The organism is Variovorax sp. Root318D1, from assembly GCF_001424835.1.
GTDB lineage: Bacteria > Pseudomonadota > Gammaproteobacteria > Burkholderiales > Burkholderiaceae_C > Variovorax.
On sequence record NZ_LMCQ01000004.1, the window covers coordinates 126,978 to 152,451 of the forward strand.

The 25,474-nt window shown below is 67.8% G+C and carries 25 protein-coding genes and 1 pseudogene; 1 reads left to right on the forward strand and 25 read right to left on the reverse strand.

Going from position 1 to position 25,474, the window contains the following annotated elements; genetic code table 11:
• Window positions 1–9 precede the first annotated feature (9 nt).
• From ASC78_RS05675 to ASC78_RS05780, 23 genes and pseudogenes are all read right to left on the reverse strand, one after another.
• Entirely contained in the window at window positions 10–243 is a 234-nt protein-coding gene (locus tag ASC78_RS05675) for a 4Fe-4S dicluster domain-containing protein (RefSeq protein WP_055797681.1), read from the reverse strand.
• 15 nt (window positions 244–258) lie between these two features.
• Window positions 259–1,989: a fumarate reductase/succinate dehydrogenase flavoprotein subunit gene (locus ASC78_RS05680; RefSeq protein ID WP_055797684.1), complete on the reverse strand. Its 1,731-nt coding sequence runs from the start codon at window positions 1,987–1,989 to the stop codon at window positions 259–261.
• A gap of 14 nt (window positions 1,990–2,003) precedes the next feature.
• Window positions 2,004–2,774, reverse strand: a complete 771-nt coding sequence (locus ASC78_RS05685) for a GntR family transcriptional regulator (protein ID WP_055797687.1) — start codon at window positions 2,772–2,774, stop codon at window positions 2,004–2,006.
• Between the two features lie 308 nt (window positions 2,775–3,082).
• On the reverse strand, window positions 3,083–4,057 hold the full coding sequence (locus tag ASC78_RS05690; RefSeq protein ID WP_055797688.1) for a Bug family tripartite tricarboxylate transporter substrate binding protein: 975 nt from the start codon (window positions 4,055–4,057) through the stop codon (window positions 3,083–3,085).
• A 30-nt stretch (window positions 4,058–4,087) separates the two neighbouring features.
• Window positions 4,088–5,242, reverse strand: a complete 1,155-nt coding sequence (locus ASC78_RS05695) for an acyl-CoA dehydrogenase family protein (RefSeq protein ID WP_055797691.1) — start codon at window positions 5,240–5,242, stop codon at window positions 4,088–4,090.
• A 16-nt stretch (window positions 5,243–5,258) separates the two neighbouring features.
• Window positions 5,259–6,437: a thiolase gene (locus ASC78_RS05700; RefSeq protein WP_055797694.1), complete on the reverse strand. Its 1,179-nt coding sequence runs from the start codon at window positions 6,435–6,437 to the stop codon at window positions 5,259–5,261.
• The gene (locus tag ASC78_RS05705) at window positions 6,434–6,823 is read right to left on the reverse strand and encodes a Zn-ribbon domain-containing OB-fold protein (protein WP_055797697.1); all 390 of its coding nucleotides are present in this window, start codon (window positions 6,821–6,823) and stop codon (window positions 6,434–6,436) included. Before ASC78_RS05705 ends, ASC78_RS05700 begins: the two co-directional genes overlap by 4 nt.
• Window positions 6,820–7,623 carry an enoyl-CoA hydratase/isomerase family protein gene (locus tag ASC78_RS05710; protein ID WP_055797699.1) on the reverse strand — a complete coding sequence of 268 codons (804 nt, stop codon included), beginning with the start codon at window positions 7,621–7,623 and terminating at the stop codon, window positions 6,820–6,822. The genes ASC78_RS05705 and ASC78_RS05710 overlap by 4 nt, the downstream gene beginning before the upstream one ends.
• Window positions 7,623–9,317, reverse strand: coding sequence for a long-chain-fatty-acid--CoA ligase (locus ASC78_RS05715; protein WP_055797704.1), 1,695 nt, complete (start codon window positions 9,315–9,317; stop codon window positions 7,623–7,625). Before ASC78_RS05715 ends, ASC78_RS05710 begins: the two co-directional genes overlap by 1 nt.
• Before the next feature lie 10 nt (window positions 9,318–9,327).
• Window positions 9,328–10,482, reverse strand: a complete 1,155-nt coding sequence (locus ASC78_RS05720) for an acyl-CoA dehydrogenase family protein (protein ID WP_055797707.1) — start codon at window positions 10,480–10,482, stop codon at window positions 9,328–9,330.
• The gene (locus tag ASC78_RS05725) at window positions 10,482–11,327 is read right to left on the reverse strand and encodes an SDR family NAD(P)-dependent oxidoreductase (RefSeq protein WP_055797710.1); all 846 of its coding nucleotides are present in this window, start codon (window positions 11,325–11,327) and stop codon (window positions 10,482–10,484) included. The genes ASC78_RS05720 and ASC78_RS05725 overlap by 1 nt, the downstream gene beginning before the upstream one ends.
• A 22-nt stretch (window positions 11,328–11,349) precedes the next feature.
• On the reverse strand, window positions 11,350–11,778 hold the full coding sequence (locus tag ASC78_RS05730) for a MaoC family dehydratase (protein ID WP_055797713.1): 429 nt from the start codon (window positions 11,776–11,778) through the stop codon (window positions 11,350–11,352).
• A gap of 17 nt (window positions 11,779–11,795) precedes the next feature.
• Complete coding sequence (locus tag ASC78_RS05735; protein ID WP_055797717.1) at window positions 11,796–12,239, reverse strand: MaoC family dehydratase N-terminal domain-containing protein; 444 nt, start codon at window positions 12,237–12,239, stop codon at window positions 11,796–11,798.
• Window positions 12,240–12,329: 90 nt separating this feature from the next.
• The gene (locus ASC78_RS05740) at window positions 12,330–13,514 is read right to left on the reverse strand and encodes a lipid-transfer protein (RefSeq protein WP_200934272.1); all 1,185 of its coding nucleotides are present in this window, start codon (window positions 13,512–13,514) and stop codon (window positions 12,330–12,332) included.
• A 133-nt stretch (window positions 13,515–13,647) separates the two neighbouring features.
• A complete protein-coding gene (locus ASC78_RS05745; RefSeq protein WP_082517438.1) occupies window positions 13,648–14,082 on the reverse strand; it encodes a PaaI family thioesterase in 435 nt (144 codons plus the stop codon).
• Window positions 14,079–14,897, reverse strand: a complete 819-nt coding sequence (locus ASC78_RS05750) for an SDR family oxidoreductase (protein ID WP_055797866.1) — start codon at window positions 14,895–14,897, stop codon at window positions 14,079–14,081. Before ASC78_RS05750 ends, ASC78_RS05745 begins: the two co-directional genes overlap by 4 nt.
• A 17-nt stretch (window positions 14,898–14,914) precedes the next feature.
• Window positions 14,915–15,880, reverse strand: a complete 966-nt coding sequence (locus tag ASC78_RS05755; protein ID WP_055797723.1) for a tripartite tricarboxylate transporter substrate binding protein — start codon at window positions 15,878–15,880, stop codon at window positions 14,915–14,917.
• Window positions 15,881–15,914: 34 nt separating this feature from the next.
• Window positions 15,915–16,337 (reverse strand): PaaI family thioesterase, encoded by a 423-nt coding sequence (locus tag ASC78_RS05760; RefSeq protein WP_235504996.1) that lies wholly within the window; start codon window positions 16,335–16,337, stop codon window positions 15,915–15,917.
• Window positions 16,334–17,836: a class I adenylate-forming enzyme family protein gene (locus tag ASC78_RS05765; RefSeq protein WP_055797729.1), complete on the reverse strand. Its 1,503-nt coding sequence runs from the start codon at window positions 17,834–17,836 to the stop codon at window positions 16,334–16,336. Before ASC78_RS05765 ends, ASC78_RS05760 begins: the two co-directional genes overlap by 4 nt.
• A 172-nt stretch (window positions 17,837–18,008) precedes the next feature.
• Window positions 18,009–20,252 (reverse strand): xanthine dehydrogenase family protein molybdopterin-binding subunit, encoded by a 2,244-nt coding sequence (locus tag ASC78_RS05770; RefSeq protein WP_055797869.1) that lies wholly within the window; start codon window positions 20,250–20,252, stop codon window positions 18,009–18,011.
• 10 nt (window positions 20,253–20,262) lie between these two features.
• On the reverse strand, window positions 20,263–20,505 hold a 243-nt coding region (locus tag ASC78_RS27900; protein ID WP_235504997.1), incomplete at its 5' end, for a (2Fe-2S)-binding protein.
• A gap of 1 nt (window position 20,506) precedes the next feature.
• Window positions 20,507–20,836: pseudogene (locus ASC78_RS27905) on the reverse strand ((2Fe-2S)-binding protein); the annotation flags it as partial.
• Between the two features lie 89 nt (window positions 20,837–20,925).
• The gene (locus ASC78_RS05780; protein WP_055797732.1) at window positions 20,926–21,909 is read right to left on the reverse strand and encodes an aldo/keto reductase; all 984 of its coding nucleotides are present in this window, start codon (window positions 21,907–21,909) and stop codon (window positions 20,926–20,928) included.
• 114 nt (window positions 21,910–22,023) lie between these two features.
• On the opposite strand from ASC78_RS05780, the gene ASC78_RS05785 reads away from it, so the two are divergent.
• Window positions 22,024–22,911, forward strand: coding sequence for a LysR family transcriptional regulator (locus tag ASC78_RS05785; RefSeq protein ID WP_055797734.1), 888 nt, complete (start codon window positions 22,024–22,026; stop codon window positions 22,909–22,911).
• Between the two features lie 5 nt (window positions 22,912–22,916).
• Here ASC78_RS05785 and ASC78_RS05790 read toward each other — a convergent pair whose 3' ends face one another.
• Window positions 22,917–23,930 carry an AraC family transcriptional regulator gene (locus ASC78_RS05790; RefSeq protein WP_055797872.1) on the reverse strand — a complete coding sequence of 338 codons (1,014 nt, stop codon included), beginning with the start codon at window positions 23,928–23,930 and terminating at the stop codon, window positions 22,917–22,919.
• Window positions 23,931–23,997: 67 nt separating this feature from the next.
• Complete coding sequence (locus ASC78_RS05795; RefSeq protein WP_055797737.1) at window positions 23,998–25,179, reverse strand: CaiB/BaiF CoA transferase family protein; 1,182 nt, start codon at window positions 25,177–25,179, stop codon at window positions 23,998–24,000.
• Between the last annotated feature and the right edge of the window lie 295 nt (window positions 25,180–25,474).

Here is a 25,474-nt window from a genome sequence, read left to right on the forward strand (position 1 = left end):
CGTTCCCTCTCAGCGCAGCAGATAAGGGATGTCGACGGTGACGGCGCCCGTCGGGCAGTCCTGCTCGCAGGGCAGGCAATACCAGCACTCGTCGAACTTCATGTAGGCCTTCTTGGTCAGCATGTCGATCGCGAGCACGTCGAGCGGGCACACGTCGACGCAGACGGTGCAGCCCTTCTCCGCGATGCACTTGGACTCGTCCACGCGCACGGGAACCTGGGTGATGGTGGCGGCAATGGTCATTCGGAACTCCTTGGTTCAGGCGGCCTCGGCGCTGCTCGCGACCCGCAGGCGTTGGTAGGCGGTTCGTTCTTCGTCGTCGACCGGCACGATGTAGGGCTCGATCGCCTTCTTGCGCATGGCCATGCGGCCTTGCGCGTCGCGGCTGAGCAGCGAATGGCAGAACCAGTTCTCGTCGTCGCGCTCGGGGTGGTCGACGTAGTTGTGGTACAGGCCCCAGCGACTCTCGGTGCGGAACATCGAGGCATGCGCGGCCATCTCGGCGCAGTCCAGGATCGAATGCGCTTCCATTGCGCGCATGAGCTCGTGCGCATTGCTGGCAGACATCGACTCGGTGTCCTCGCGGATCTCCGCGAAGCGGCGCAGGCCGATCTCGTACTTGCTCGTGATCTTGGGCGGCTGCAGGTAGTCGTTGACCAGGCGGCGCGTCTTGTATTCGATCTGGTAGGGCGTGAGGCCGCCGCTGCGCGAGAGCGGCGCAAGGATGCGTTCGCGCTCGGCCGCCTCGGCCTCGGCGTCGGGCGTGGCCTGGCCGACTTCAGCGCAATACGCCGCGGCGTTCTCGCCGCAGAGCTTGCCGTAGACGAAGGCGCCGAGCATGTAGTTGTGCGGCACGCTCGCGCAATCTCCCGCGGCATACAGACCCTTGACGGATGTTTCGCCGCGTGCATTGATGTGGATTCCGGACGCGCTGTGACCGCTGCAGAAGCCGATTTCCGAGATGTGCATCTCGACCATCTGCTTGCGGTAGTCGTTGCCGCGCTTCTCGTGGAAGCGCCCGCGGCTGGGCCGTTCGTTGCTGTGCAGGATGGTCTCGATCTCCTGGATCGTTTCTTCCGCCAGGTGGTCGAGCTTGAGAAACACCGGACCGTTGCCACTCAGCAGTTCGTTGTAGAACTCCTGCATCATCGCGCCGCTCCAGTAGTCGCATTCGATGAAGCGCTCGCCTTTCGAGTTGGCCGTGTAGCCGCCCAGAGGACCCGTGACATAGGCGCAGGCAGGGCCGTTGTAGTCCTTGATCAGCGGGTTGATCTGGAAGCACTCGAGGTTGGCCAGGTCGGCACCCGCGTGGTAGGCCATTGCATGGCCGTCGCCGCAGTTGGTCGGATTCTCGTAGGTGCCCATGAGATAGCCCGAGGCCGGCAGGCCCAGGCGCCCCGCCGCGCCGGTGCAGATGACCGCGGCCTTGGTGCGGATCATGTAGAGCTCGGCGGTGCGGCAGTCGAAGCCCATCACCGCGGCCACCTCGCCATCGGGCCCGGTCAGAACGCGCGTGACGACCACGCGGTTGGTGATCTCGACCCGAGCACGCTTGAGCTGCCGATAGAGAATGCGTTTCATGTGGTGCCCCTCGGGCATCGGCAGCACGTAGGCGCCGAGGTGATGGACCTTGCGCACCGAGTAGTCGCCGGTCTCGTCCTTCTCGAACTTGACGCCCCAGCGGTCCAGCTCCTGGATCATGTCGAAGCTGCCCGCGGCGTAGGCCATCACGGCCTCCTGGTCGACGATGCCGTCGTTGGCGACGGTGATCTCCTTCACGTACTGCTCGGGTGTGGCGTGGCCGGGTATGACGGCGTTGTTCAGCCCGTCCATCCCCATCGAGATGGCGCCGCTGCGCTTCACGTTGGCCTTGTCGATCAGCAGCACGCGCAGCTTGGGGTTTTGCTCCTTGGCTTTCACCGCGGCCATCGGCCCGCCGGTACCGCCGCCGATGACGACGAGGTCGAATTCCATGTCGATAGTTTTCATGCTTCAGCTCCTGGCTAGGTTCGGTCGATGCGCAGGCGGTACTGGAACGCGTCCCCGCGGTAGTAGAGAAACTCGAAATCGATGGGGTGCTCGTCGGCATAGGTGAGCCGCTCGATGCGCAGCAGCGGCGACGCTTCCTCGATGCGAAGCTGGCGCGCCAGGAACGCATCGGCCGAGATCGCTTCGATCTGCACGTCGGCATGCGTGAGGTGCTGCCCGAGGTCGTTCTCCAGAATCACGAAGATGTCGCGCGTGGCGAGGTCTTCCTGCACCAGTCGCTCGCCGAGCGCGAGCGGAAAGTAGCTCTGATCGACCGAGATCGGCTCGCGGTTGAGGTAGCGCAGCCGCTGGATCTCGTACACCGGTTCGCCAATGGCAACGTGCAGGCGGCGCGCCACGATCTCGCTCGCGGCCACCTGGCGCGTGCTGAGCACCTGCGAGAAGGTTTCGTAGCCCCAGGGCCCCATTGCCTCGCCGAAGCCCTGCAGGCGCGAGAGGTTCTGGAACGCCTTTGGCTTGGCAACGAAGCTGCCCTTGCCGGCCACCTTGAAGACCAGGCCTTCCTTCTGAAGGTCTCCCATGGCCTGACGAATGGTGATGCGGCTGACCGAGAAGGCCTGCATCATCTGGCTCTCGGAAGGCATCTGGGAGTGCGGCGGATAGGTTCCGTCGAGCACGCGCCGCCGGATGATCTCGCGAATTTGCGTGTGCATCGGCACCGACGACATCGGTACCACGCGGGCTTCGGCGCTCGCTGGCTGGTCTGGCTTGCGGAGTGCATTCATGAGCGGGAATGACCTGTTATGACGAGTCATACCTAGCAGAACGCGTGCCAGCGGGTGCGGCATGGCAGTGCCGCACGGTTTTTCAGAGGGAAGACGCTGTTCTAGACCCTGGAACAGCCGAAGAAGAAAGCCGGTGCGAACGCACCGTGTCGAAGCTCACGCACCGGCCGTGCGCTTGCTGATCACTGCGCCGGTGCACGTTCGCGAGTTTGCGAACAGGGCACGAGGGCCGCGGACCCCACGCCAGAGCCACGCGGCGAGAGGCGTGGCCCATTCATGCGAAATATTGGCGCCTCAGGGCGCCGCGCTCACTGCGCCACGCGGATGTTGGCGTCCTTGATGATCTTGGCGTAGACGGCGGCATCCGAGCGCACCACCTTCTGGAACTCTTCGGGCTTGCCGCCGGCCACCTGAAGGCCGAGCGCCTCGATCTTGGCGCTGACCTCGGGCAGGTGCACGATGCGGTTGATCTCGTCCGAGAGCTTCTGCACCACGGGCGCCGGCGTGGCGGCCGGCAGGAACACGCCGAACCAGCCATACGGATCGAACGAGTGGTAGCCCAGCTCGGCAAAGGTGGGCACGTCGGGCAGGCCGGGCATGCGCTGCGTGCCGGTCACGGCCAGCGGCCGCATCGACTTGAGGTGCGGCCGCGCGCTCGCACTGTCGACGAAGGCCGAGGCCAGCTGCCCGCCCACCAGGTTGGTCACGAGCGGTGCGGCGCCCTGGAACGGCACGTGGACCAGGTCGATGCCGGCCTGCATGTTGAGAAGCGCGCCCTGGATGTGCGAGGAGGTGCCCGCGCCGTAGCTGCCGAAGTTGTACTTGCCTGGGCTGGCCTTCACCATCGCGATGAAGCCCTTCAGGTCCTTCGCGGGAGAGTCGAGCGGCACGGCCAGCATGCTGGGGCTGCGCGCAATCATCGTGACGGGCGCGAGGTCTTTCAGCGGGTCGTAGGGCAGCTTCTCCATGAGCATCGGCTGCTGGATCAGCGCGGTGATGCCGATGAGCACGGTGTAGCCGTCGGGCGGCGCCTTTGCGACGAAGCTGTTCCCGATGGTGCCGCCCGCGCCGGGCCGGTTGTCCACCATGGCCGGCTGCCCCCAGGCTTCCTGCAGCTTCTGTCCGATGGTGCGCGCGAGCGTGTCGGTCGCGCCGCCAGCGGGGTAGGGCACGATCAGCTTGAGCGGTTGCGCCGGATAGGCCGTCTGCGCCAGGGCCGGCGGGGCGAGCAGCACGGCCAGGCCGGCTGCAAGGCAGAGTCTTCGCATCTTTGATGTCTTCATGGTCTTGTCTCCTGGTTGTATCGGAAAAACTCAGCGCATCGCTTCGCGCACCAGGTTGCGTGCAATGACGATCTGCTGGATCTGGGTGGTGCCTTCGTACAGCCGGAAAAGCCGCACGTCGCGGTAGAACCGTTCGATGCCGTAGTCGGAGACGTAGCCGGCGCCGCCGAAAATCTGCACCGCGCGATCCGCCACGCGGCCGCACATCTCGGAGGCGAAGAGCTTGCAGCACGAAGCCTCGGTGGCCACGTTGCGGCCCGCGTCGCGCTGGCGCGCTGCATCAATGACCATGCAGCGCGCGGCATAGATCTCGGCCTGGCTGTCTGCCAGCATCGCCTGCACCAGCTGGAACTCGGCAATGGGCTGGCCGAACTGGTTGCGCTCCATCGCGTAGTGCAGCGCATCGCGCTGCATGCGTTCGGCCACGCCCACGCAGATGGCGGCGATGTGGATGCGGCCCTTCTCGAGCACCTTCATCGCAGTCTTGAAGCCCTGGCCCTCGCGCCCGCCGATCAGCTGGCTCGCGGGCACCTTGCAGTTCTCGAAGATCACGTCGGCGGTGTGGGCGCCGCGCTGGCCCATCTTGCGGTCCTTGCGGCCGATCGTGATGCCCGGGGTGTCGGCCTCGACGATGAAGGCCGACACACCGCCGGCGCCCTTGTCTTGCGGATTGGTGCGCGCCATCAGCGTGAAGATGCCCGCATGCGGCGCGTTGGTGATGAAGCGCTTGGTGCCGTTGACGATGTAGTGGTCGCCTTCGCGGATCGCGCTGGTGCGAAGCGACGCCGCGTCGGAGCCGGTGTCGGGCTCGGTCAGCGCGAACGATGCGATGAGCTCGCCCGTGGCAAGGCGCGGCAGGTACTTCTCCTTCTGCGCCTCAGTGCCGTCGAAGAGGATGCCCTGCGAGCCGATGCCCACGGTGGTGCCGAACAGCGAGCGAAAGCAGGGCGAGGTCTGGCCCATGGCCAGCATCACCATCACCTCTTCTTCCATCGTCACGCCCAGTCCGCCGTATTCTTCGGGCACGGTCAAGCCGAAGAGGCCCAGCTCCTTCATCTCGCGCACGATGTCTTCGGGGATCTCGTCGGTCTCCGCCACGATGGCTTCGGCCGGCACGAGTCGCTCGCGCACGAAGCGGTTGACGGCGTCGAGCAGGGCTTCCAGGGTTTGCGGGTCGCGGATCATTCTTCCTGCTGCTTTCTCAAAGCGTTTCGGCCGTGCCGAGAATGGCGCTGGCCTGGCTGGACAACATGCCGCCGTTGCCATGTGCGACGGCGGTGCGCGCGTTCTTCACCTGGCGCTCGCCGCATTCACCGCGCAACTGCCGCACCGCCTCGATCAGCGCGAAGATGCCGTACATGCCGGGGTGCACGCACGAGAGCCCACCGCCGTTGGTGTTGACCGGGAGCCGGCCGCCCGGTGCGATGGCGCCGTCGGCCACGAAGCGGCCGCCCTCGCCCTTGGGGCAGAAGCCCAGGTCTTCGAGGAACAGCAGCGTGTTGATGGTGAAGGCGTCGTACAGCTGAACCACGTCCATGTCCTTGGGCGCGAGCCCGGCCATCGCGAAGGCCTCGCGGCCCGACTGGCTGGCCGCCGTGGTGGTGAGGTCCGCCATCGACGAGATCTGCCGGTTCCACACCGCCGTGGCGTTGCCCAGCACATAGACTGGCTTCTTCGGCAGGTCCCTGGCGCGCTCGGCACTCACCAGTACGCAGGCGCCCGCACCATCGGTGACCAGGCAGCAGTCGCGCACGCTCAGCGGGTCCGACACCATGCGCGCATCCAGCACTTCCTCGCGTGTGAGAGGCTCGCGCATGAAGGCCTCGGGGTTGAGCCCGGCCCAGGCGCGTGCCGCCACCGCCACGTCGGCGAGCTGCTCGCGCGTGGTGCCGAACTCGTGCATGTGGCGCGATGCCGCAAGCGCGTAGGCGGACACCGGCAGCATCGGTTCGTAAGGATGCTCGTAGGGCTGCGGATCGAGAAAGCGGCGCGCGGCCACGATCTCGCGCCGGCCGAAGGCGGCGCTGCGCTGTGCGCTGCCGTAGCAGATGAGCACCGCGCTGCACTGGCCCGAGCGGATGGCCTGCATCGCTGGCAGCAGGTGCGCGATGAAGCTGCTGCCGCCCAGCATCGTGCCGTCGATGTAGCGCGGATTGAGGCCCAGGTATTCGACCACCGGCAAGGCCCACATTGCAGCCGAGGCGCTCGCGGTGCAGAGGCCGTCGATGTCGCGCATCTCCAGGCCTGCATCGGCCACGGCCGCGCGCGCGGCGCGTGCGAGCAGCTCCATATCGGTGAAGCCCGGCGTCTCGCCGCAGCCGAAGGTGGCGGCGCCAGCGATGGCGGCGCTGCCGCGCAATGCCTTGAGTCCGGTGCTCATGCAGGTGCTCCTTCAACGGCGTCGAACAGCACCAGCCCGCGGCCGTCCTTCACCTGCACCCGCGCCTTGACGCGCTGGCCGATGCGTACCGAGGCGGGTGCGAGATTCTCGATGCGGCTCATCAGTCGCACGCCTTCGTCGAGCTCGACCAGGCTGACGTTGAGGTCGCCGCCGTCGGCCGGCTTGCGCCGCACCGTCGTCACCGCATGCACGGTGCCGAGCCCGCCGGGCGTCTTCCATTCGAGTGACGCGCCGCCGCAGTGCGGGCAGCTCTCGCGCGGGTAATACACATGGCGGCCGCAGTCGCCGCAGCGCTGAAGCAGGAAGCGGCCGGCGTCCAGTTCGCCTTGGTGGAAGGCCTGCACGCCGGTGATGGTGTCGGTCATTGGTTCGGTTCCTTGTTCGCCGGCCACTGGAAGGCCAGCGGCTTCTTGTCCAGAAAACGGTTCACGGCGTCGCGGTGCTCGGCGCTGCCGAAGGCCAGCGCCTGCACGTTCGCCTCGGTGTCGAGCATCGCGGCCAGCGCGCCCGCGTCGCCGGTGGCGCGCTTCACCAGGCTCACCGCGAGCGGCGAGGCCCCGGCAAAGCTTTCGGCCAGCGCCAATGCGCGCGGCAGCAGCTGCTCGGGCGCATGCAATTCCATGGCGATGCCGAGTTCGCGCGCCTCGTCCGCACCAACCTCGCGTGCCGAGAGCATCAGCTCACGTGCGCGCTGCGCACCTACCACGCGCGGCAGCGTGTAGAAAGCGCCGCAGTCCGGCACCAGGCCCAGCTTCAGAAAGGACATGCAGAAGCGCGCGCGCGGGCTCGCGAGCACGAAGTCGGCCGCGAGTGCCAGGCTGAAGCCTGCGCCGTAGGCGGCTCCATCGACCGCGGCGATCACGGGCTTGTCGAGCAGGACCAGTTCGCTGAACCAGCGCTGCGTGGCCTGCATGCGGCCGCGCCAGCCGGCGTTGTCGAGCTTGGCATCGGCAATTCCGCGCAGGTCGCCGCCCGAGCAGAATTGGCCGCCGGCCCCTGTGAGCACCAGGGCGCGCACCTGGGTGTCGGCCCGCACTTCTGCAACGGCCTGCGCGAGGTCGTCGCGCATGGCGGGGGTGAAGGCATTGCGGTTGGCGGGCGTGTCGAGCGTCAGCAGCGCGGCGCTGCCGTGTCGCTCGTAGCGCAGTGCGGTGAAATCGTTCATCAAGTTGGCTCCTGGGGCGTAGCGGCGCGATGCGCTTCCTGCAGTTCGCGCCAAAGAATCTTTCCGGTGCCGGACTTCGGCAGGCGATCGAGAAACTCGACCACGCGCGGCGCCTTGTACACGGCCATGCGCTCGCGGCACCACGCGACGATCTCTTCTTCGCGCACCTGGCCGCGCTGCGCAGGCTTGAGCACCACCAGCGCCTTGACCGACTCGCCACGCTTGCCGTCGGGCACCGCGATCACGCAGGCCTCGTGGATGGCCGGATGCTCGTACATCGCGTTCTCCACCTCGGTAGGCCACACCTTGTAGCCCGAGGCGTTGATCATTCGCTTGAGCCGGTCGCGCAGGAAGAAGTAGCCTTCCTCGTCCATCAAGGCGAGGTCACCAGTGCGGAAGAAGCGCTGGCCGCCGATCTCGATAAAAGCCTCGCGGTCGGCTTCCGGGTTGCGCCAGTAGCCTTTCATGACCTGCGCGCCGCGCGTGACCAGCTCGCCGGTTTCGCCGGGCGGAAGTTCCTCGAACGTGACCGGATCGACGATCCGCGAATCGACACCCTGCGTCGGCATGCCCAGGCACTGGCGCTTGCCGCGCGCGGGCGGGTTCGCGTGCAGGAACGAGGCGGTTTCGGTCAGCCCGTAGCCTTCGTTGTATGAAAGGCCGTGGCGCTGCAGGAGCATCGCGGCCACGGCCTCGGGCATGGCGGCGCCGCCGCCCGACAGCAGTGCGAGGCTGGAGAGGTCGCGCCGCTCGGCATCGGGATGCGAGAACAGGTCGATCACCATCGCCGGCGGCGCGGACCAGGCGGTGACCGCATGGCGCTCGATGAGGCGCACGGCCATGGCCGGGTCCCAGCGCGGCATCATCACCGCGGTCGCGCCGAGGAACATCGGCATGTTCATGCCGTTCTGCAGGCCCAGCATGTGGAAGAGCGGCGCGACGGCGAGCGTCACCGTTTCCACGTGCAGCTGCTTCCACACTGCCGAGGATGCAAGCGAGGCCAGCATCGTGGCATGGGTGTGCATGCAGCCCTTGGGATGGCCGGTCGTGCCCGAGGTGTAGGGCAGCACCGCGAGGTCGTCTGGCGATAAGGGCAATTCGGCGGGTGCGAGGTCGAGCGCGATCGCATGCTCGAAGCCGTGCAGACGTGCGTCATCGAGCGGCGCGCGCGGCGCCGTGACCCAATCGGGCAACACGTCGTCGCTTGCGCTCGTGTCCACCGCATCGGCATAGGCGTGGACGAGCACGCCCCGCAGCTCGCCGTCGCCTTCGCCTTCGCCTAGCGTGAGCGCAGGCAGCAGATCTTGCGCGACGCAGGCCACGCGGGCGCCGCTGTCGAGCGCGTAGTGGCGCACCTCCGCGGCCTTGCTCATGGGGTTGACCGGCACCACCACGCCGCCCGCGCGCAGCACGGCGTAGAAGGCCGTGACGAACTGCGGGCAGTTCTGGCTTGCGAGCAACACGCGGTCGCCCGGTTCGACACCGAGGCGCTGCTGCAGGTACCCGGCCAGGGCATCGACGCGCCCGCGCAACTGCGCATAGGTGACGAGGGCGCCGCAGTAGACGATGGCCGGCTTGTCGGGGTAGCGCCGCGCGGTCGTGTCCAGGTAGTCGAGCAGCGTGGCGCGCGGCACGCGCAGCTGGCGCGCCACGCCCTTGGGCCAGAAGCGGAAGTGCGGCGGCCGGTCGGTCATGGGGCGGCGCTCACTGCTTTTCGAGGGCGCGGGCGATGATCTCTTTCATCACCTCGTTGGCCCCGCCGTAGATGCGCCCGACGCGCACGTCGGCATACAGCCGCGCAATCGGGTATTCGTTCATGAAGCCGTAGCCGCCGTGCAGCTGAAGGCATTCGTCGACGATGCGGCAGCAGGTGTCGGTGGTCCACCACTTGGCCATGGCGGCGGTCGGCACGTCGAGCTCGCCGCGCATCAGGCGGGCGATGCAGTCGTCCACGAAGGCGCGCGCGACCTGCGCCTGGGTCTCGCACTCGGCCAGCTTGAAGCGGGTGTTCTGCATTTTCAAGAGCGGCTGGCCGAACACCTGGCGGTCCCGCACGTATTCCAGTGTGTCGCCAATGGCCCGCTGCATGGTCGCCACCGCGCCGACTGCGATCAGCATGCGCTCGCGCGGCAGCTGCGCCATGAGCTGCGCAAAGCCGCAGCCCTCCTGGCCGCCCAGCAGGTTGTCGGCCGGCACGCGCACGTCGTCGAAGAACAGCTCGGTGGTGTCCAGCGTCTTCTGGCCCATCTTGTCGAGCAGCGGGCCGCGGCGAAAGCCCGCCGCGCCCTCGGTCTCGACCATCAGCAGCGAGATGCCCTTGCCGCCGGCCGCTGCATCGGTCTTGGCCGCGACGCAGACCAGGCCGGCATGCATGCCGTTGGTGATGAAGGTCTTGCTGCCGCTGATGCGCCAGTGGTCACCGTCGCGCCGTGCCTGCGTCTTGATGCGCTGCAGGTCGGTGCCGGCACCGGGCTCGGTCATCGCGATGGCGGCCACCAGCTCGCCGCTGGCCATGCGCGGCAGCCAGCGCAGCTTCTGCGCCTCGGTGCCGTAGGCCAGCAGGTAGTGCGCGACGATGCCGCTGTGCACGTTGTTGCTGAAGCTCTGCGCCATGGCGCGCATCTGCTCCTCGCAGATCACCGCCTCGTGCAAAAAGCTGCCACCACCGCCGCCGTATTCCTCGGGAATGCTGGCGCACAGGAGGCCGGCCTGGCCGGCCTTGGTCCAGATGTCGCGGTCGGCGTGGTGCTGCGCGCGCCAGCGTGGTTCGTTGGGAACGCATTCGCGCTCGAAGAAGCGGCGCGCGCTGTCGCGCAGCATCTCCAGCTCTTCGTTCATCCACGGCCGGGTGATGTTCATCACGGCCTGCCGCCCCCACAGACCAGCACCTGCCCGCTGACGTAATTGGACTCCGGAATGCAGAACATGTAGACCGCGCCGGCCGCTTCCTGCGGCGTGCCGCCGCGGCCGAGCGGAATCATGGCTTCGGCGTTCTTGAGGATCTGCGGATTGACGCCGACCTTGATCTGACGGCCCTCGATGTCGATGCTCGCGCCCGCGCTGGCATCGGCCTCGGTCAGCCGGGTCTTGATGAGGCCGAAGGCCACGCTGTTGACCGTGACCTTGTAGCGGCCCCATTCCTTGGCCATGGCCTTGGTCAGGCCGTTGATGCCCGCCTTGGCGGCCGCGTAGTTGGCCTGACCCGCGTTGCCGTACACGCCGGAGGTGGACGAGATATTGACCACCTTGCGGAACACTTCCAGCCCTTCGTCGGCTTCGCGCTTGGCGGCATCGCGGATGAAGTTGGAGGCGGCGCGCAGGATGCGAAAGGGCGCCGTGAGGTGCACGGCGAGCATGGCTTCCCACTGCTCGTCGCTCATTTTCTGCACCACGTTGTCCCAGGTGTAGCCGGCGTTGTTGACGATGATGTCCAGGCCGCCGTAGCTGTCGACAGCGGTGCGCACGAAGCGGTCGGCAAAGCCGCTGTCCGTCACGCTGCCGGCGCAGGCAATGGCGCTGCCGCCCGCGGCCACGATGTCGTTGACGGTCTGTGCGGCCGGTTCGGAGTCGAGGTCGTTGATGACGACGCGCGCGCCATCACTCGCCAGCTTGAGCGCAATCTCGCGCCCGATGCCGCGGCCGGAGCCGGAGACGATGGCGACCTTGCCTTCGAGTTTTCTGTTGTTGTTGCTGCTGCTGTTCATGGGGTGTCTCCTGGAGGATGTGTCAGGGCCAGGCGACGAGGGCTTCGCCGCTCAGCTTGATGCCGCCGTCGGCGTTGGCGGTCGCGATCTTGAGCCGCACGCTGCGGCGGCCTTCATGTTCGAACTTCTCGCCGACCGTGCCGGTGCAGCGGATGCGTTCGCCCACCTGGGTGAGTGCGGCAAAGCGCACGTCGAGGGAACGGATCGCCGTCTGCGGCACCCAGTTGCTCAACAGCCGCGCGAGCCAGGCCGCCGAGAGCATGCCGTGCGCGAACACATCGGGCATGCCCGCTGACTTGGCGAAGTCGATGTCGACATGGATCGGGTTGTGGTCGCCTGAAGCGCCGCAGTACAACGCCAGGTCGAGCCGGCTGATCGGTGCGAGTTCGAGCGGGGGCAGCGCATCGCCGGGCTGCAGCGCGCTCCAGTCGGGAAGGGTGGCGGTGGTCATCGTCGGGCTCCGGTCGTTCATTGGTTGCGCACCACCGTGACGCAGCGCAGCTCGGCCACGAGCTCATCGCGCTGGTTGCTGACGCGCGTCTTGCGCACGACGAATTCGAGCGCGCCGTTCTTCTTGTCGTAGATGTCCTCGATGCGCTGGCGGAAGGTCAGCGTGTCGCCGGCGTAGGCCATGGCGTGGTAGCTGAAGCCCTGCTCACCGTGCAGCAGGCTGCGGTAGTCCATGCCCAGCAGCTCGCGGATCGCGGCCGGGTTCGGCGCCTCCATCTCCAGGCAGAAGAGGAAGGTGGGCGGCACCGGCAGGCCCGGATGGCCCGCGTCGCGCGCCGCGGCCTCGTCGACGTAGACGGGATCGGTCTGCCCGGTGGCCTTGGCGAAGAAGCGCAGGCGGCCTTTTTCCACTTCCACCTGGAAGGGTGGGAGTTGGTGGCCGATGTGGCGGCGGTCGATCATGACCAGCCACCGCCGGGCCGCCCCAAGGCGGCTGGAGCCCTCTCGGGGGGCAGCGCAGTACACGAAGTGACAAGCGTGGGGGCTAGCATCTCAAACCGCTTGGTACAGCGTGACGACGCAGGCACCGCCGAGGCCCAGGTTGTGCTGCAGCGCGAGGCGTGCACCTTCGACCTGGCGCTGCTCCGCGCGGCCGCGCAGCTGCCACACCAGCTCCGCGCATTGCGCGAGGCCCGTAGCGCCGAGCGGATGGCCTTTGGACAGGAGGCCGCCCGAAGGGTTGGTCACCACGCGACCGCCGTAGGTGTTGTCGCCCTCGACGATGAAGCGCTCGGCCGTGCCTTCGGGCGTGAGGCCCAGCGCCTCGTAGGTGATGAGTTCGTTGGCGGTGAAGCAGTCGTGCAGCTCGACCACGTCCAGTTCCTCGGGGCCGATGCCGGCGTCCTCGTACACCTGCCGGGCCGCGGCGGCCGTCATGTCGTAGCCCACCAGCTTGCGCATGTCCTTGCTCTCGAAGGTGGAGGGCGTGTCGGTGGTCATGGCCTGCGCGGCGATCACCACGCGCTTGTCGAGGCCGTGCTTCTCCGCGAACTCGGCCGAACAGACGATGGCCGCGGCCGCGCCGCAGGTGGGCGGGCAGCACTGGAAGCGCGTGAGCGGATCGAACACCACCGGCGAGGCCATCACCTCGTCGAGCGTCAACGTCTGGCGGAACACCGCGAGCGGGTTGCGCGCGGCGTGCTGGCGCGCCTTCACCGAGATGCGGCCGAAGGTGTCGCGGCGGATGCCGTGCTGCGCGATGTAGTCGCGGCCGGCGCCGCCGAAGAACTGCGCGGCGCGCGGCGCTTCGGGAATGTAGCCCTGCTTCTCGGCCATCACGTCGGCAAAGCGCGCCATGGGCGAGGGCCGGTCGTCGTAGGCGCCCTTGAGAGCGCCGGGCTGCATCTGCTCGAAGCCGAGCGCAATCGCGCATTCGACCATGCCGCTTTCGACCGCCTGGCGCGCGAGGAACAGCGCGCTGGAGCCGGTGGAGCAGTTGTTGTTGAGGTTGAAGACCGGAATGCCGCTGAGGCCGACGCCGTAGATGGCGGCTTGCCCGGCGGTGGAGTCACCGTAGACGTAGCCGACATAGGCTTGCTGCACCAGCGAATAGTCGACGCCGGCGTCATCGAGCGCGAGCTTGGCGGCGCGCGCACCCATCACGGTGTACGGGTCGCTGGCGCCGGGCTTGGTGAAGGGAATCATGCCCACGCCGACCACATGGACGGGGCGTTGCATACGTGTCATTGAAACTCCTGATGGATGCGGTGACGATGGAATGAAGTCTCTGCCGATGCGCCGGATTCAACAATCGCGGATCGGCCCAAAACGATTGGCCGAAACGCTCACTGGTGCACCCTTGGCGCTGCGCTCACGCCGGGTCGCGGTAGCGGAAGGTGCCCATGGCGCGCGCCGCCACTTCGCCGCTCGCGTCGGTAACGGTGGCTTCGCAAAAGCACACCGAGCGGCCGCCGCCGGTCGCACGCCCCTCGGCCTGCAGCACACCGCTCGAGGGCCGCATGAAGGCGATGTGCATGTCGACGGTGACGACCTCGCGCGCATAGCCGACGCGCGAAAGCGCCGCATGCGCCATGGCGCTGTCGAGCAGCGTCATCAGCACGCCGCCGTGGCCGGCGGCATGGTTGTTCAGCAGCTCGGGGCGCAGCGCCACCGACACCAGCGATTCGCCGCCCTCGGCCCGCTCGACCCTGAGGCCGAGGTGCTCGGAGAACGGCACATAGCGCTGCGGTCCGCTGCGCGGCCGGTCGTCGCCTTCGGGCGACGCGCTCGCAAGGTGCAGGCTCATGGCGCGGCTCCCCGCTTCGACGCGGCGGCCGCCGCGGTGAAGTCGCGCGGCCCGGTCAGCGCGAGGCCGCCGTCTACGGGAATGATGGCGCCCGTGATGTACGAGCCCCAGTCGCTCGCCAGCATCATGGCCATGCGGCTGATGTCCTCGATGCGGCCAAGGCGCTTGAGCGGCACGCGCTGCGCCATTGCGGCCATGGTGTCGTCGGTCGGTGCGAGCCGCTTCAGGCCCTCGGTGTCGGCGATGGGGCCGGGCACGATGGAGTTGATGCGGATGCCCTGCGGGCCCCACTCCAGCGCCAGCACCTGCGTCAGCATGTCGACACCGGCCTTGGCCGCGCACACGTGAGCCTGGAAGGGCGTGGGCGTGAAGGCTTGCCCGGCGGAGATCTGGATCACGCAGGCGCCGGGCTTGCGCAGGTGCGCATGTGCGAGCCGCGCAACGTTGAAGCTGCCGAGCAGGTCGATGTCGACCACCGTCTTGAATGCGTTGGGTGACATGTCGAGTGCGCTCGCGAGAAAGTTGCCCGCGGCGCCCGAGACCAGCACGTCGATCGGTCCGAAGCGCTCCGCGCCTTCGGCGAAGGCGCGCTCCAGAGCCTCGGGCTGGCGCACGTCGGCCGGAATGCCGAGTGCCTCCGTGCCGAGCGCCTCGAGCTGCAGCGCAGCCCTGGCCACCTTGTCGGCCGAGCGGCTGAGCACGGTGAGCCGCGCCCCGGCGCGCGCAAAGGCCTGCGCGATGCCGAAGTTGATGCCGCTGGAACCACCGGCCACGGCCACGTGGCGGCCCTTGAAATCGAAAGCGGAAAAGTCCATGGGGTTCATTGCTCCTGTCATTCGGGTTTGAAGCCGATCTCGGCCAGCATCTTCCGTTCGCGCTCGAACTGGGCACGGGCGTAGTCGGCGTAGCTTTCGCCGGTCATCAGCTTGGGCTGCATGTCGAACAGCTCCAGCTGCTGGAGGTAGGCGGGGTCCGTCGCAGCCTTGCTGAAGGCCGTGTGCAGCCTGGCGGCAATCTTCGGATCGAGGTTCTTGGGTGCCACCAGGCCGACCGGCGACTCGATCACCATGTCATGGCCCAGCTCCTTCACGGTCGGCGCGTCGTAGCGCTTCAGGCGCTCCGCGGTGAAGGTGGCGAGCAGGCGAACCTTGCCGCCCTGCACCTGGGGCCCGAAGCCTGGGTCGCCGTAGACGTCGAGATGACGCCCGATCACCGCCTGGAAAGCCTCGCTGCCGCCCTTGTAGGGCACCAGGTTGAAAGAGGTGCCCGCCTGCTTGGCGAGCCGCTCGGCATAGATGCGGTTGATGCTGATCGCACCGACGTTGCCCCAGCTCACGACGCCGGGGCGCTTCTTGGCATCGGCCAGCAGCTCGGGCAGCGACTTCCAGGGCGCATCGGCGGCCACCACGATGCCGGTGGTGAGGCCGGCCAGCCCGATCAGGTAGGTGAAGTCCTTGAGTGGGTCCCAGGTCACCTTCTGCACCAGCGGCGCACGGATCACCGAGTTGTGCATGACCGCGATCGTGTAGCCGTCGGCGTCGTTCATCGTAGCCAGCGATGCGGTGCCGGTGATGCCGCCCGCGCCCGGCCGGTGCATCAACACGATGGGCTGGCCCAGGTCTTTGGAGGCGGCCTCGGCCAGCGTGCGGAAGATCGGATCGAATGAGCCGCCTGGCGGGAAGGGCAGCACGAGCTGGATCGGCTTGTGGGGGTAGGGGTCGGCCGCCTGTGCCAGCGGCGCGGCCAGCGCGCAGGCGGCCACCAGGGCCAAGGCCGCGCGGCGATGCATCTTCGTCATGGTGTTGTCTCCTGTCGTTTGAAATTGGTGCGGCTCAGGCGGCCTGCGGCAGCGGCAGGTAGCGGAATGAGCCCTGCGCACGCGCGACCACGCGGCCCGCGTCGTCGCTGACCGAGGCGCGGCACCAGGCCACGCTGGCGTCGTGCTGCACCACTTCGCCGTCGGCCGTGAGGCGGCCGCGGCCCGGTTCGTGAAAGCTGGTGTTGAGGTTGAGCGTGACGGCGGTGCGTTCGAAGTCGAACAGCGACACGGCTGCACTGGCCATGACCACGTCGAGCAGCGTGACCAGCACGCCGCCATGTACGGCGCCGATGACGTTGCCGAGCTCGGCCCGCTCGTCGAGAACGAGGCGCGCGCGGCCGCCTTCGGAGAACTCGCGGCGCGCGTCCAGGAGCCGCATGAACGGCACCTGGCCGAACAGGTGGCGGCGGTCCGCACCCGTGACGGGTTTCATCATGGCTGCACCCGCTCGCGCAGCACGTTCTTCAGCACCTTGCCCGCGGCCGACAGCGGCAGCTCGCGCATGAAGCTGATGCTGCGGGGGCACTTGTAGCCGGCCAGCCGTTCGCGGCACCAGGCGCGCAGCTCGTCGGCCGTGGCGACGCTTCCTTCGTCCAGCACCACCGCCGCGTGCACCGCTTCGCCCCAGCGCGCATCGGGCACGCCGATGACCGCCGCTTGCCGCACCTGCGGATGGCTGCGCAGCGCGGCCTCCACTTCGGCGCAATAGACGTTTTCGCCGCCGCTGATGATCATGTCCTTCAGGCGGTCGACGATGAACAGGTACCCATCGTCCAGCATGCGGCCGGCATCGCCCGTGCGCAGCCAGCCATCACGCAGCGCGGCGGCCGTAGCCTCGGGGTTGCGCCAATAGCCCTGCATCACCATGGGGCCGCGCGCGAGGATCTCGCCCACCTCGCCGCGCGGCAACTCGCGGCCGCTCTCGTCCGCGACGATGATCTCCGCGCCGAGCCCGGCGCGGCCGACGGCATTGAGCCGGCCGAGCGAGCGCGCCTCGGGCCGGTGATTGGCCGGCAGGTTGATGCACACCGCGCCCGCGGTTTCCGTGAGGCCATAGGCTTGGAAGAACTCGGCATGCGGCCAGGCGGCCAGCGCGCGGTCGAGCAGGTCGGGCGGCATCGGCGCGGCGCCGAAGGCAATGCGCGTGAGGCTGCGCACGCGCTCGGGCGTGAACGAAGGATCGTCCAGCAGCGACTGCAGCATGCTCGGCACCACGATGATGTCGCCGATGCGGTGCTCGGCAATGGCCTCGATCACCGCCGCGGGCCGGAACTGCGCCATCGTCACGCAGCTGCCACCGACGATCAGCTGGCCCACCAGTCGGCCGAGCCCGGCGACGTGGAACAGCGGCGCCACTAGCAGCGACACCGAATCCGGCGCGTTGTTGAGCTCGGCGCCGCGCGTCATCGACGCCGTCCAGAAGTTCGCGTGGCTCAGCATCACGCCCTTGGAGCGACCGGTGGTGCCGCCGGTGTAGAGGATGGCCGCGAGCGCGTCGCCGCCGGTGCGCGTGTCGGCCAGCGGCTCGAGCGCGGCCGCTTCTTCTTCGAGCGCGCCGAGGCGCAGCAGCGGCGTCTCGCCGGCCGGTGCGAGCGCCTGCAGCGTGTCGTCGACCAGCAGCAGCGAGGCTTCGCTGTCTTGCAGCGCGTGCGCGAGCTCGGGCGTGCTCCAGCGGATGTTCAAGGGGCAAGCGACGGCCCCCAGCCACCAGCACGCGAGGATGGCGCGCACCAGCTGGTCGCTGTTGGGCGCGAGCAGCGCCACGCGGTCGCCGCAGGCGATGCCGCGCCGCGCCAGTGCGGAAGCCTGCCGCGCCACCCCGCTGGCCAGCTGCGCATGGGTCTGGCGGCGTACACCGCTGTCGCTTACGTGGGTGAGCGCTGCCGCGTCGGAGTTGCGCTGGAGCGCGCGATGCAGGCCTTGGGTGAGGTACACGATGGAAGCCGCCGCCTTGTTGAGGATGCAGCGAAGGTTAGATCCGCGTGCGGCCCCAACCAATGGCGGGAAGCGCCAAAGTGCTTGGCGAAAGCGGTCAGCTGCAGGGACCCGGGACGGTGCGCTTTCAGCCCGCCCCCTGCTCGTTCCTCACGAGGGCTCTCGTGATCGCCTAGGCAAGGTTGAAGGGCAATTGGCGCAAGGGCTTGCCGGTCAGCCGTGCGATGGCGTTCGCGAAGGCAGGGGCCAGCGGCGGCAGGCCAGGCTCGCCCATGCCCGTCGGCGGTTCGGCGCTGGGCACGATGTGCACGGCGATTTCGGGCATGTCGGTGATACGAGGAACAGCGAAGTCCCCGAAATTGCTCTGCTGCACTTCGCCGTCCTTCAAGGTGATGGCCGCGCCTGGCAGGCACATCGACAGGCCCATGAGTGCGGCGCCCTGCACCTGGGCCTCGATGCTGCGCGGGTTGACGGCCAGGTTGCAATGCACCCCGGCAGTCGCCCGGTGCAGGACCGGCTTGCCGTCCTGCACGGAGGCCTCCACCACATAGGCCACGACGCTCGAGAAGCATTCGTGCACTGCAACACCCCAGGCACGCCCGGCGGGCAAGGGTGTCTTGCCATAGCCGCTCTTGTCCACCGCCAACTGAAGCGCGGCGCGATGGCGCGGATTCTTGTCGCCGAAGAGCTGCATGCGGTAGGTCACCGGGTCCTGCTTCGTCGCGCTGGCGATCTCGTCGATCAGCGTCTCCATCACGAAGGCGGTGTGGGTGGAGCCCACGCTGCGCCACCACAGCACCGGCACGTTGAGCGCGGGGTGATGCATGGTCAGCCGCATCGGCAGTGGATAGGGGTTTCGCATCCCCTCCGATGCCGTGGGGTCGATGCCGTTCTTCACCCGGCCTCCGAACATGGTGCCTGTGACGATGGACTGGCCCACGATGACGTGATCCCAGGCCAGCACCTGGCCCCGCTCGTCGAAGCCGATGCGCGCGCGGTGCAGGTGCATGGGACGGTAGTAGCCGCCCTTGATGTCGTCCTCGCGGCTCCAGAGCGTGCGCACGGGTGCGTTCAGACCGGCGGTGCGCGCTGCCTTGGCGACCTCGCAGCCCAGGACGACGAAGTCGCTGCTGCCCACGCCGCGCCGGCCGAAGCCACCGCCCGCCGTCTGCACGTTCACCTGCACCTGCTCGGGCTTGAGGCCCAGCACGCGTGCGGCTGCCGCGTTGTCGGCGCCTGGGAACTGGGTGCCGACCCACAACTCGGCGCGATCGCCGGTCAGCTTGACCGTGCAGTTCAGTGGCTCCATGGGAGCGTGGGCCAGATAAGGGAACACGAACTCGGCTTCCAACTGCTTGGGCGCCGTGGCCAGTGGTGCCATGTCAGCTTCGAAATGACGCGGGCCAGGCTTCGTGGCCAGTTCGCGGTACTGCACCAGTTGTTTTTCGCTGTCGACCTTCTCCACGGCGGCGGTGTCCCATTGCAGCTTGAGTGCATCGCGGCCCAGCTTGGCGGGCCAGTAGCCGTCGGCCACCACGGCCACGCCTTCGGCCCCGCGGTCCAGCGGCACGCGCAGCACGGCCTTCACGCCCTTGACGGCACGCGCTGCGCTGTCGTCCACCGACTTCAGGCGGGCGCCGAACACCGGCGGCCGGGCCACGACCGCTGTCAGCTGACCGGGCAAGCGGACGTCGATGCCGAAGTCCTGGCGTCCGCTGCTCTTGGCGCGCGCATCCAGGCGCGTGGTCGGCTTGCCGATGATGCGAAAGTCCTTCGGGTTTTTCAGCGTGACTTTCTCCGGCACCGGCAATGCCATGGCGGCCTCCGCCAGTTCACCGTAACCGAGCTTGCGGCCGCCCGGCCCCATCACCGTGCCCGCCTGCGTGCGGAGCACGGCCACGTCGACGTTCCAGCGAGTCGCCGCCGCAGACAGCAACATGGCGCGGGCACGGGCGCCAAGTTCACGGTACTGTGTGAAGCTGTTCTTCACCGAGTTGGAACCGCCGGTGATGTGCATGTTGAAGCGTGGATCGAGATACGCAGCGCTGCTGGAGCCGTTCCGACTGCGTACCAACGCCCAGTCCGCATCAAGCTCCTCGGCCAGGATCATCGGCAACGCGGTCTGTACGCCTTGGCCGAACTCGAGCCGGTTGATGGTCACCGTGACTTCGCCGCTGGATGCGATCTGCATGAAGGCCGACGGCTGTTCCGTTGGCTTGAGGGCACTTGTCGCCGGATCGGCGCTGGTACCCTGTGCCATGGCCAAGTGCGGGAATGCGCCGAGCGCGAGCCCACCGGCACCGGCCAGTTTCAGGAAGCTGCGGCGCGGCAGTGTGGCGATTGGCTCGGGCCGCTCGCGCTCCAGAATCTGCTGTAGGGCGCGCGGCATTTCGCCGTAGTCAAGATCGGGCAGCATGATGTTTCCTTCAGGCGAGGGCTTGGGCGGCATCGGCCACCGCGGCGCGGATGCGGGCGTAAGTACCGCAGCGGCAGATGTTGCCGGCCAAGGCGGCATCGATCTCGGCGGCGGTGGGTTGCTTGCCCTTCGGCTGCGACTTGAGGAATGCCGTGGCGCTCATGATCTGGCCGCTCTGGCAGTAGCCGCACTGGGCCACGTCATGCTTGACCCATGCGGCGTGCACTGCGGCACCGACCGGGTCGCTGCCATCNGGCGCTCATGATCTGGCCGCTCTGGCAGTAGCCGCACTGGGCCACGTCATGCTTGACCCATGCGGCGTGCACTGCGGCACCGACCGGGTCGCTGCCATCCGTCGCGGCTTCGATGGTGACGATCTTCTTGCCTTCGGCCGCGGAGATGGGCGTGATGCACGAGCGGATGGCCTGGCCGTCCAGGTGCACGGTGCAGGCACCGCACAGCGCGGCGCCGCAGCCGAACTTGGTGCCGGTCATGCCCAGCGTGTCGCGCAGGGCCCAGAGGATGGGGGTGCCGGGGTCGGCGTCGACCGTGTGGTTTCGGCCGTTGACGTTGAGCGCGCTCATGGGCAGGTCTCCGTAGATTGATCAGGGCTTGGCGAAGACTCCCTCAAGGGAGAACGGTGGCTCGCGAATGAGCCGGATTTTTGCGTCGGTCAACGATTGACGAGTTGTTGCCGGTCTTCCGCATACCGGCCGCCTTGCACGGTGATGCTTGACACGGCGACGTCGATTTCGCGAAGCTCCTCCGGGGAGACTTCCACGGCAGTGGCCGCTACGTTCTCTTTCATGCGATGCAGCTTCGTCGTGCCGGGAATGGGAGCGATCCAGGGCTTCTGGGCCAGAAGCCAGGCGAGCGCGATCTGCGCAGGCGTTACCCGCTTCTGCGACGCAATCCCGGCGACCAACTCCACCAAGACCTGGTTTGCCCTGCGGGCGGCCGGTGCGAAGCGCGGAACGGTATTGCGGTAATCGGTACTGTCGAAAGTGGTGTTCTCATTGATGCCGCCGGTGAGGAAGCCTGCGCCGAGCGGACTGAACGGGACAAAGCCGATCCCCAGTTCCTCGAGTGTCGGCAGGATCTCCAGCTCGGGCTCTCGCCACCATAGCGAGTATTCGCTCTGAAGCGCGGTGACGGGCTGAACCGCGTGCGCGCGGCGGATGGTCTGTGCGCCCGCTTCGGACAATCCGAAATGCTTGATCTTTCCTTGCTGGATCAAATCCTTGACCGTGCCGGCCACGTCCTCGATCGGTACCTCGCGATCGACGCGGTGCTGGTAGAACAGATCGATCCGGTCAGTCTTCAGTCGTTTCAGCGACGCCTCGGCGACCGCCCTGATGTTCTCGGGCCGGCTGTCCAGCCCCCCGCTCGAGTTGCCGGATCGGAAGCCGAACTTGGTGGCGATCACGACCTCGTCACGGAACGGGGCCAAGGCCGTTCCCACGACTTCCTCATTCGTGAATGGGCCATAGCACTCGGCAGTGTCGAAGAAAGTCACGCCAAGTTCGACGGCCGACCGTATCAGCGTGATCGCCTCCTGCGTGTCGGTGGCAGGGCCGTAAGCGAAGTTCAGCCCCATGCAGCCGAGTCCGATGGCAGAAACTTCGAGGTCGCTTGCTCCAAGCTTTCGCTTGATCATATTCAGGTCCCTGTTGAAACTGACTTGCAGTTGTTCGTGACAAGTACTTTAGGTACGCCTCTGTCGAATGACTAGACTGCTGGATCGCCATAGACTCATAAGACAGGCTAATCAATGACACGATTCGACGACCTGGCCGCCTTCGCGGCCGTCGTTCGCGAGCGCAGCTTTACACGCGCAGCTGCGCAAATGGGCGTATCGCAGTCCGCGCTCAGCCAGACAGTCCGGGCGCTGGAGCGCAGGCTGGATCTGAAACTGCTGAACCGCACGACGCGCAGCGTGTCGCCCACCGAAGCGGGTGAACGGCTGTACCAGACCGTGGGCCCGCGCTTCGCGGACATCGAAGCCGAGCTGACGGTGCTGGGCGAGCTGCGCGGCAAGCCGGCGGGCACGGTGCGCATCACGGCGAGCGAATATGCGGCAGGAACACTGGTCTGGCCGAGGCTGCGGCCGTTACTTGCGAAGTACCCGGGCATCAAGATCGAGCTCAGCAGCGATAACCGCTTTACCGACATCGTTGCCGAGCGGTTCGACATTGGCGTGCGCTCGGGGGACGACGTTGCCAAGGACATGATCGCGGTGCGCATGGCGCCCGACATGCGCATGGCGGTTGTCGGCAGTCCCGCCTATTTCTCGCACCACCCGGAACCTCTCGTACCGCGAGATCTCACCGAACACGACTGCATCTGCCTACGCTTGCCGACCCATGGCGGACTGTTGAACTGGGAGTTCAAGCGGCGGGGAAGAAGCACGAATGCCCAGGTGACGGGGCGGCTCGTGTTCAACAAGACAGACCTGATCTTCGCCGCTGCCCTGGCCGGGCATGGGCTGGCCTGGCTCCCCGCGGATCTCGTCAACAAGAGTGTTGCGGCCGGCCGCTTGGTGGCGGTGCTAGATGACTGGGCTGTGACTTACCCCGGCTATCACCTGTACTACGCCACCCGAAGTGCCTCGCCCGCGTTGGCGCTGGTCGTGGAGGCATTGCGCGCCCGAGGTGAGTGACCTTGTCAGCGCTCAGGGGCGTGCGTCAGCCGGTACTCGCCGGGCGCCACGCCGGTCCACTGCTTGAAAGCGCGGTGGAAGGTGCTGGCTTCGGAGAAGCCCACGCGATTGGCGATGTCGAGCAGTGGCAGCGGCGTGTGCAGCAGGTATTCGATGGCGGCGTCGCGGCGCAGCTCGTCCTTGATCTGCTGGAAGCCGCGGCCTTCGTCGCGCAGCCGCCGGCGCAGCGTCTGCGGCGTGACGGCGAGCGCATCGCCCACTTCCTCGAGCGACGGCAGCTCGCTGCCCAGGCCCTTGCGCAGCAGCCGTCGGATGCGCTCGGTGAGACTGCTGGTGTCGCGGTACTTCACGATCAGGTTGGCCGGCGATCCAGCGAGGAATTCGCGCAGGCTCTGCGGCGACTGCACCACGGGAAGGTCGAGCCAGCGCGCCTCGAACGACATGCCGACGTGCGCCTGGCCGTAGCGGATCGGCACCTGGTAGACACGCGAGGTTTCGGTGTTCGTCTGCTCGGCCGTGTAGTCGACCTCGAGCAGCGGAATGCGGCGCGCCACCAGCCACGAGGAGGCGTTGAAGGCGAACAGCATGAAGGCCTTCACCGCGTAGTCCATCCGCGCATCGGCGTCGCGGCGCAACACGAACTGCACGCGCGCGCTGCCGCCCTGCACGGTGAGACGCGGCACGAAGTCGTTCAGCAGCAGATGGTAGGCGGCGAAGCCGTCGCGCAGGGCCTCGCCGAGGGTGGCGCAGCGCACCAGCTGGCGCATGCACTGGCCGAAGCTGCCGGGTGGAAGCGGCTCGCTCAAGAGGCCCCAGATTTCGTCGCGCAGTTCGCGCCGCAGCGCGCGGATCAGCAGCGCGTACTGGCGCTGCGAGATGCGCGCGAGCGGCGACTCCAGGAGCGAGGCCGCGATGCCCGCCCGCGCCAGTACGCGCGCCGGATCGATGCCGCGGTGGCGCGCCCCCATCAGGATGCTGTGCACCTGCTGGATGGCAACGGTGTGGTGGGTGAGCGTCATCATGGGCGGCCGCTGCAACGCGGCCGTTGGGATTGTAGGCAGCGCCCCCGCGGGGGAAGCTGTTGCCTCAATCGATGGCGCCGGCCGCGCGCAGTTCGGCCACGGCCGATGCGTCGAGCCCGGCCTGGCGCAGGATTTCGTCGGTGTGCTCGCCGGCACGTGGAGCCGGGCGCGGCACGGCAGGCTCGAAGCCGGTCATCTTGATGGGGCAGCCGAGCTGAGGCGGCGCCGCGTCGTCGGCCGCAACGCGCATGCCGCGCGCGCGAAAATGCGGATGTTCCAGTGTCTCGTCGATGCGCAGCACTGGCGTCACGCAGCCCACTCCGTCATGGAACAGGGCGCGCCAGTGTGCGAGCGGCCGCGCGCCGAAGATGGCCGCCAGTTCGGTGCGCAGACGCTCCTCGGTGGCGGCATCGCCGCTGCGGTGCAGCGGTGCGAGATCGGGGCGCTCGAGCAGGCGGCACAGGTCGTGCCAGAACTTGGGCTCCAGCGCGCCGACGGCCACCTGCCGGTCGTCGGCCGTGCGGTAGTAGCCGTAGCAGGCGAGGGCGCCCGTCAGGGCGCTCTGGCCGATGCGCGCCACCTGGCCGTGCTGGTGCAGGCCGGCCAGCGGCAGCACCGCATGCGCCAGCACGCCGTCCGCCATGGCGATGTCGACATGCCGTCCGCGGCCGCTGCGCGCGGCATCGAACAGCGCGGCCAGGATGCCCGCCACCGCGGTCATGGTGCCGCCCAGCAGATCGGCCACCGGCAGATTCGAGAGGGCCGAGCCCGCGGCATTGCCGATCTGGTCGGCCACGCCCGCGAGCGACGCGTAGTTCAGGTCGTGGCCCGGCGTGTCGCTGAGCGGGCCGGTTTGGCCGAAGCCGCTGATGCTGCAGTAGACGATGCGCGGGTTCACCGCCGCCACCGCTTCATAGCCCACGCCCAGCCGCTGCATCACGCCGGGCCGGAAGCCCTCGACCAGCACGTCGGCATCGCGGCACAGGCGAAGCAGCGTGGCCACGCCTTGCGCGTGCTTCAGGTCGATGCGAATCGCGCGCTTGTTGCGGTTGACGAGCGCGCGCACCGAGGGGCTCGCGTAGTCGCCGGCGCCGGTGTCCTCGATCTTGACGACGTCGGCGCCCAGGTCGGCCAGGTGCATGGTGCCGAGCGGCCCGGGAAGCAGACGGGTCAGGTCGAGCACGCGCACGCCTGCGAGCGGCGCACCCTTGGATGCGCTCGCCGTGGATTCAGGAGAAGTGGTCATGTGGGCTGCAATCTAGGCGGTGCGGCGCATCGCCGCAATGGCAGCACCGCTCCGGCCGATTGGCGAAAAGCGTCAGCAGGTCGTGGCCTGCAAGCCGCGCCCGCTGGAATTCAAGGCACGAGTGGCATATGCTCGTTTGCCGAAAGGAGCAGCCATGGGCACAGCTGCCGGCATTCTTGGACTTGCGCTGGCGCTGCTTGGGCTGCTGCCGCGACGCCGTGCGCCGTGACGATCCGGTGCCTCCGCCGATCTACCATCGAGACATGACTTTTTCCGACCCCAAGGCAGACCATGC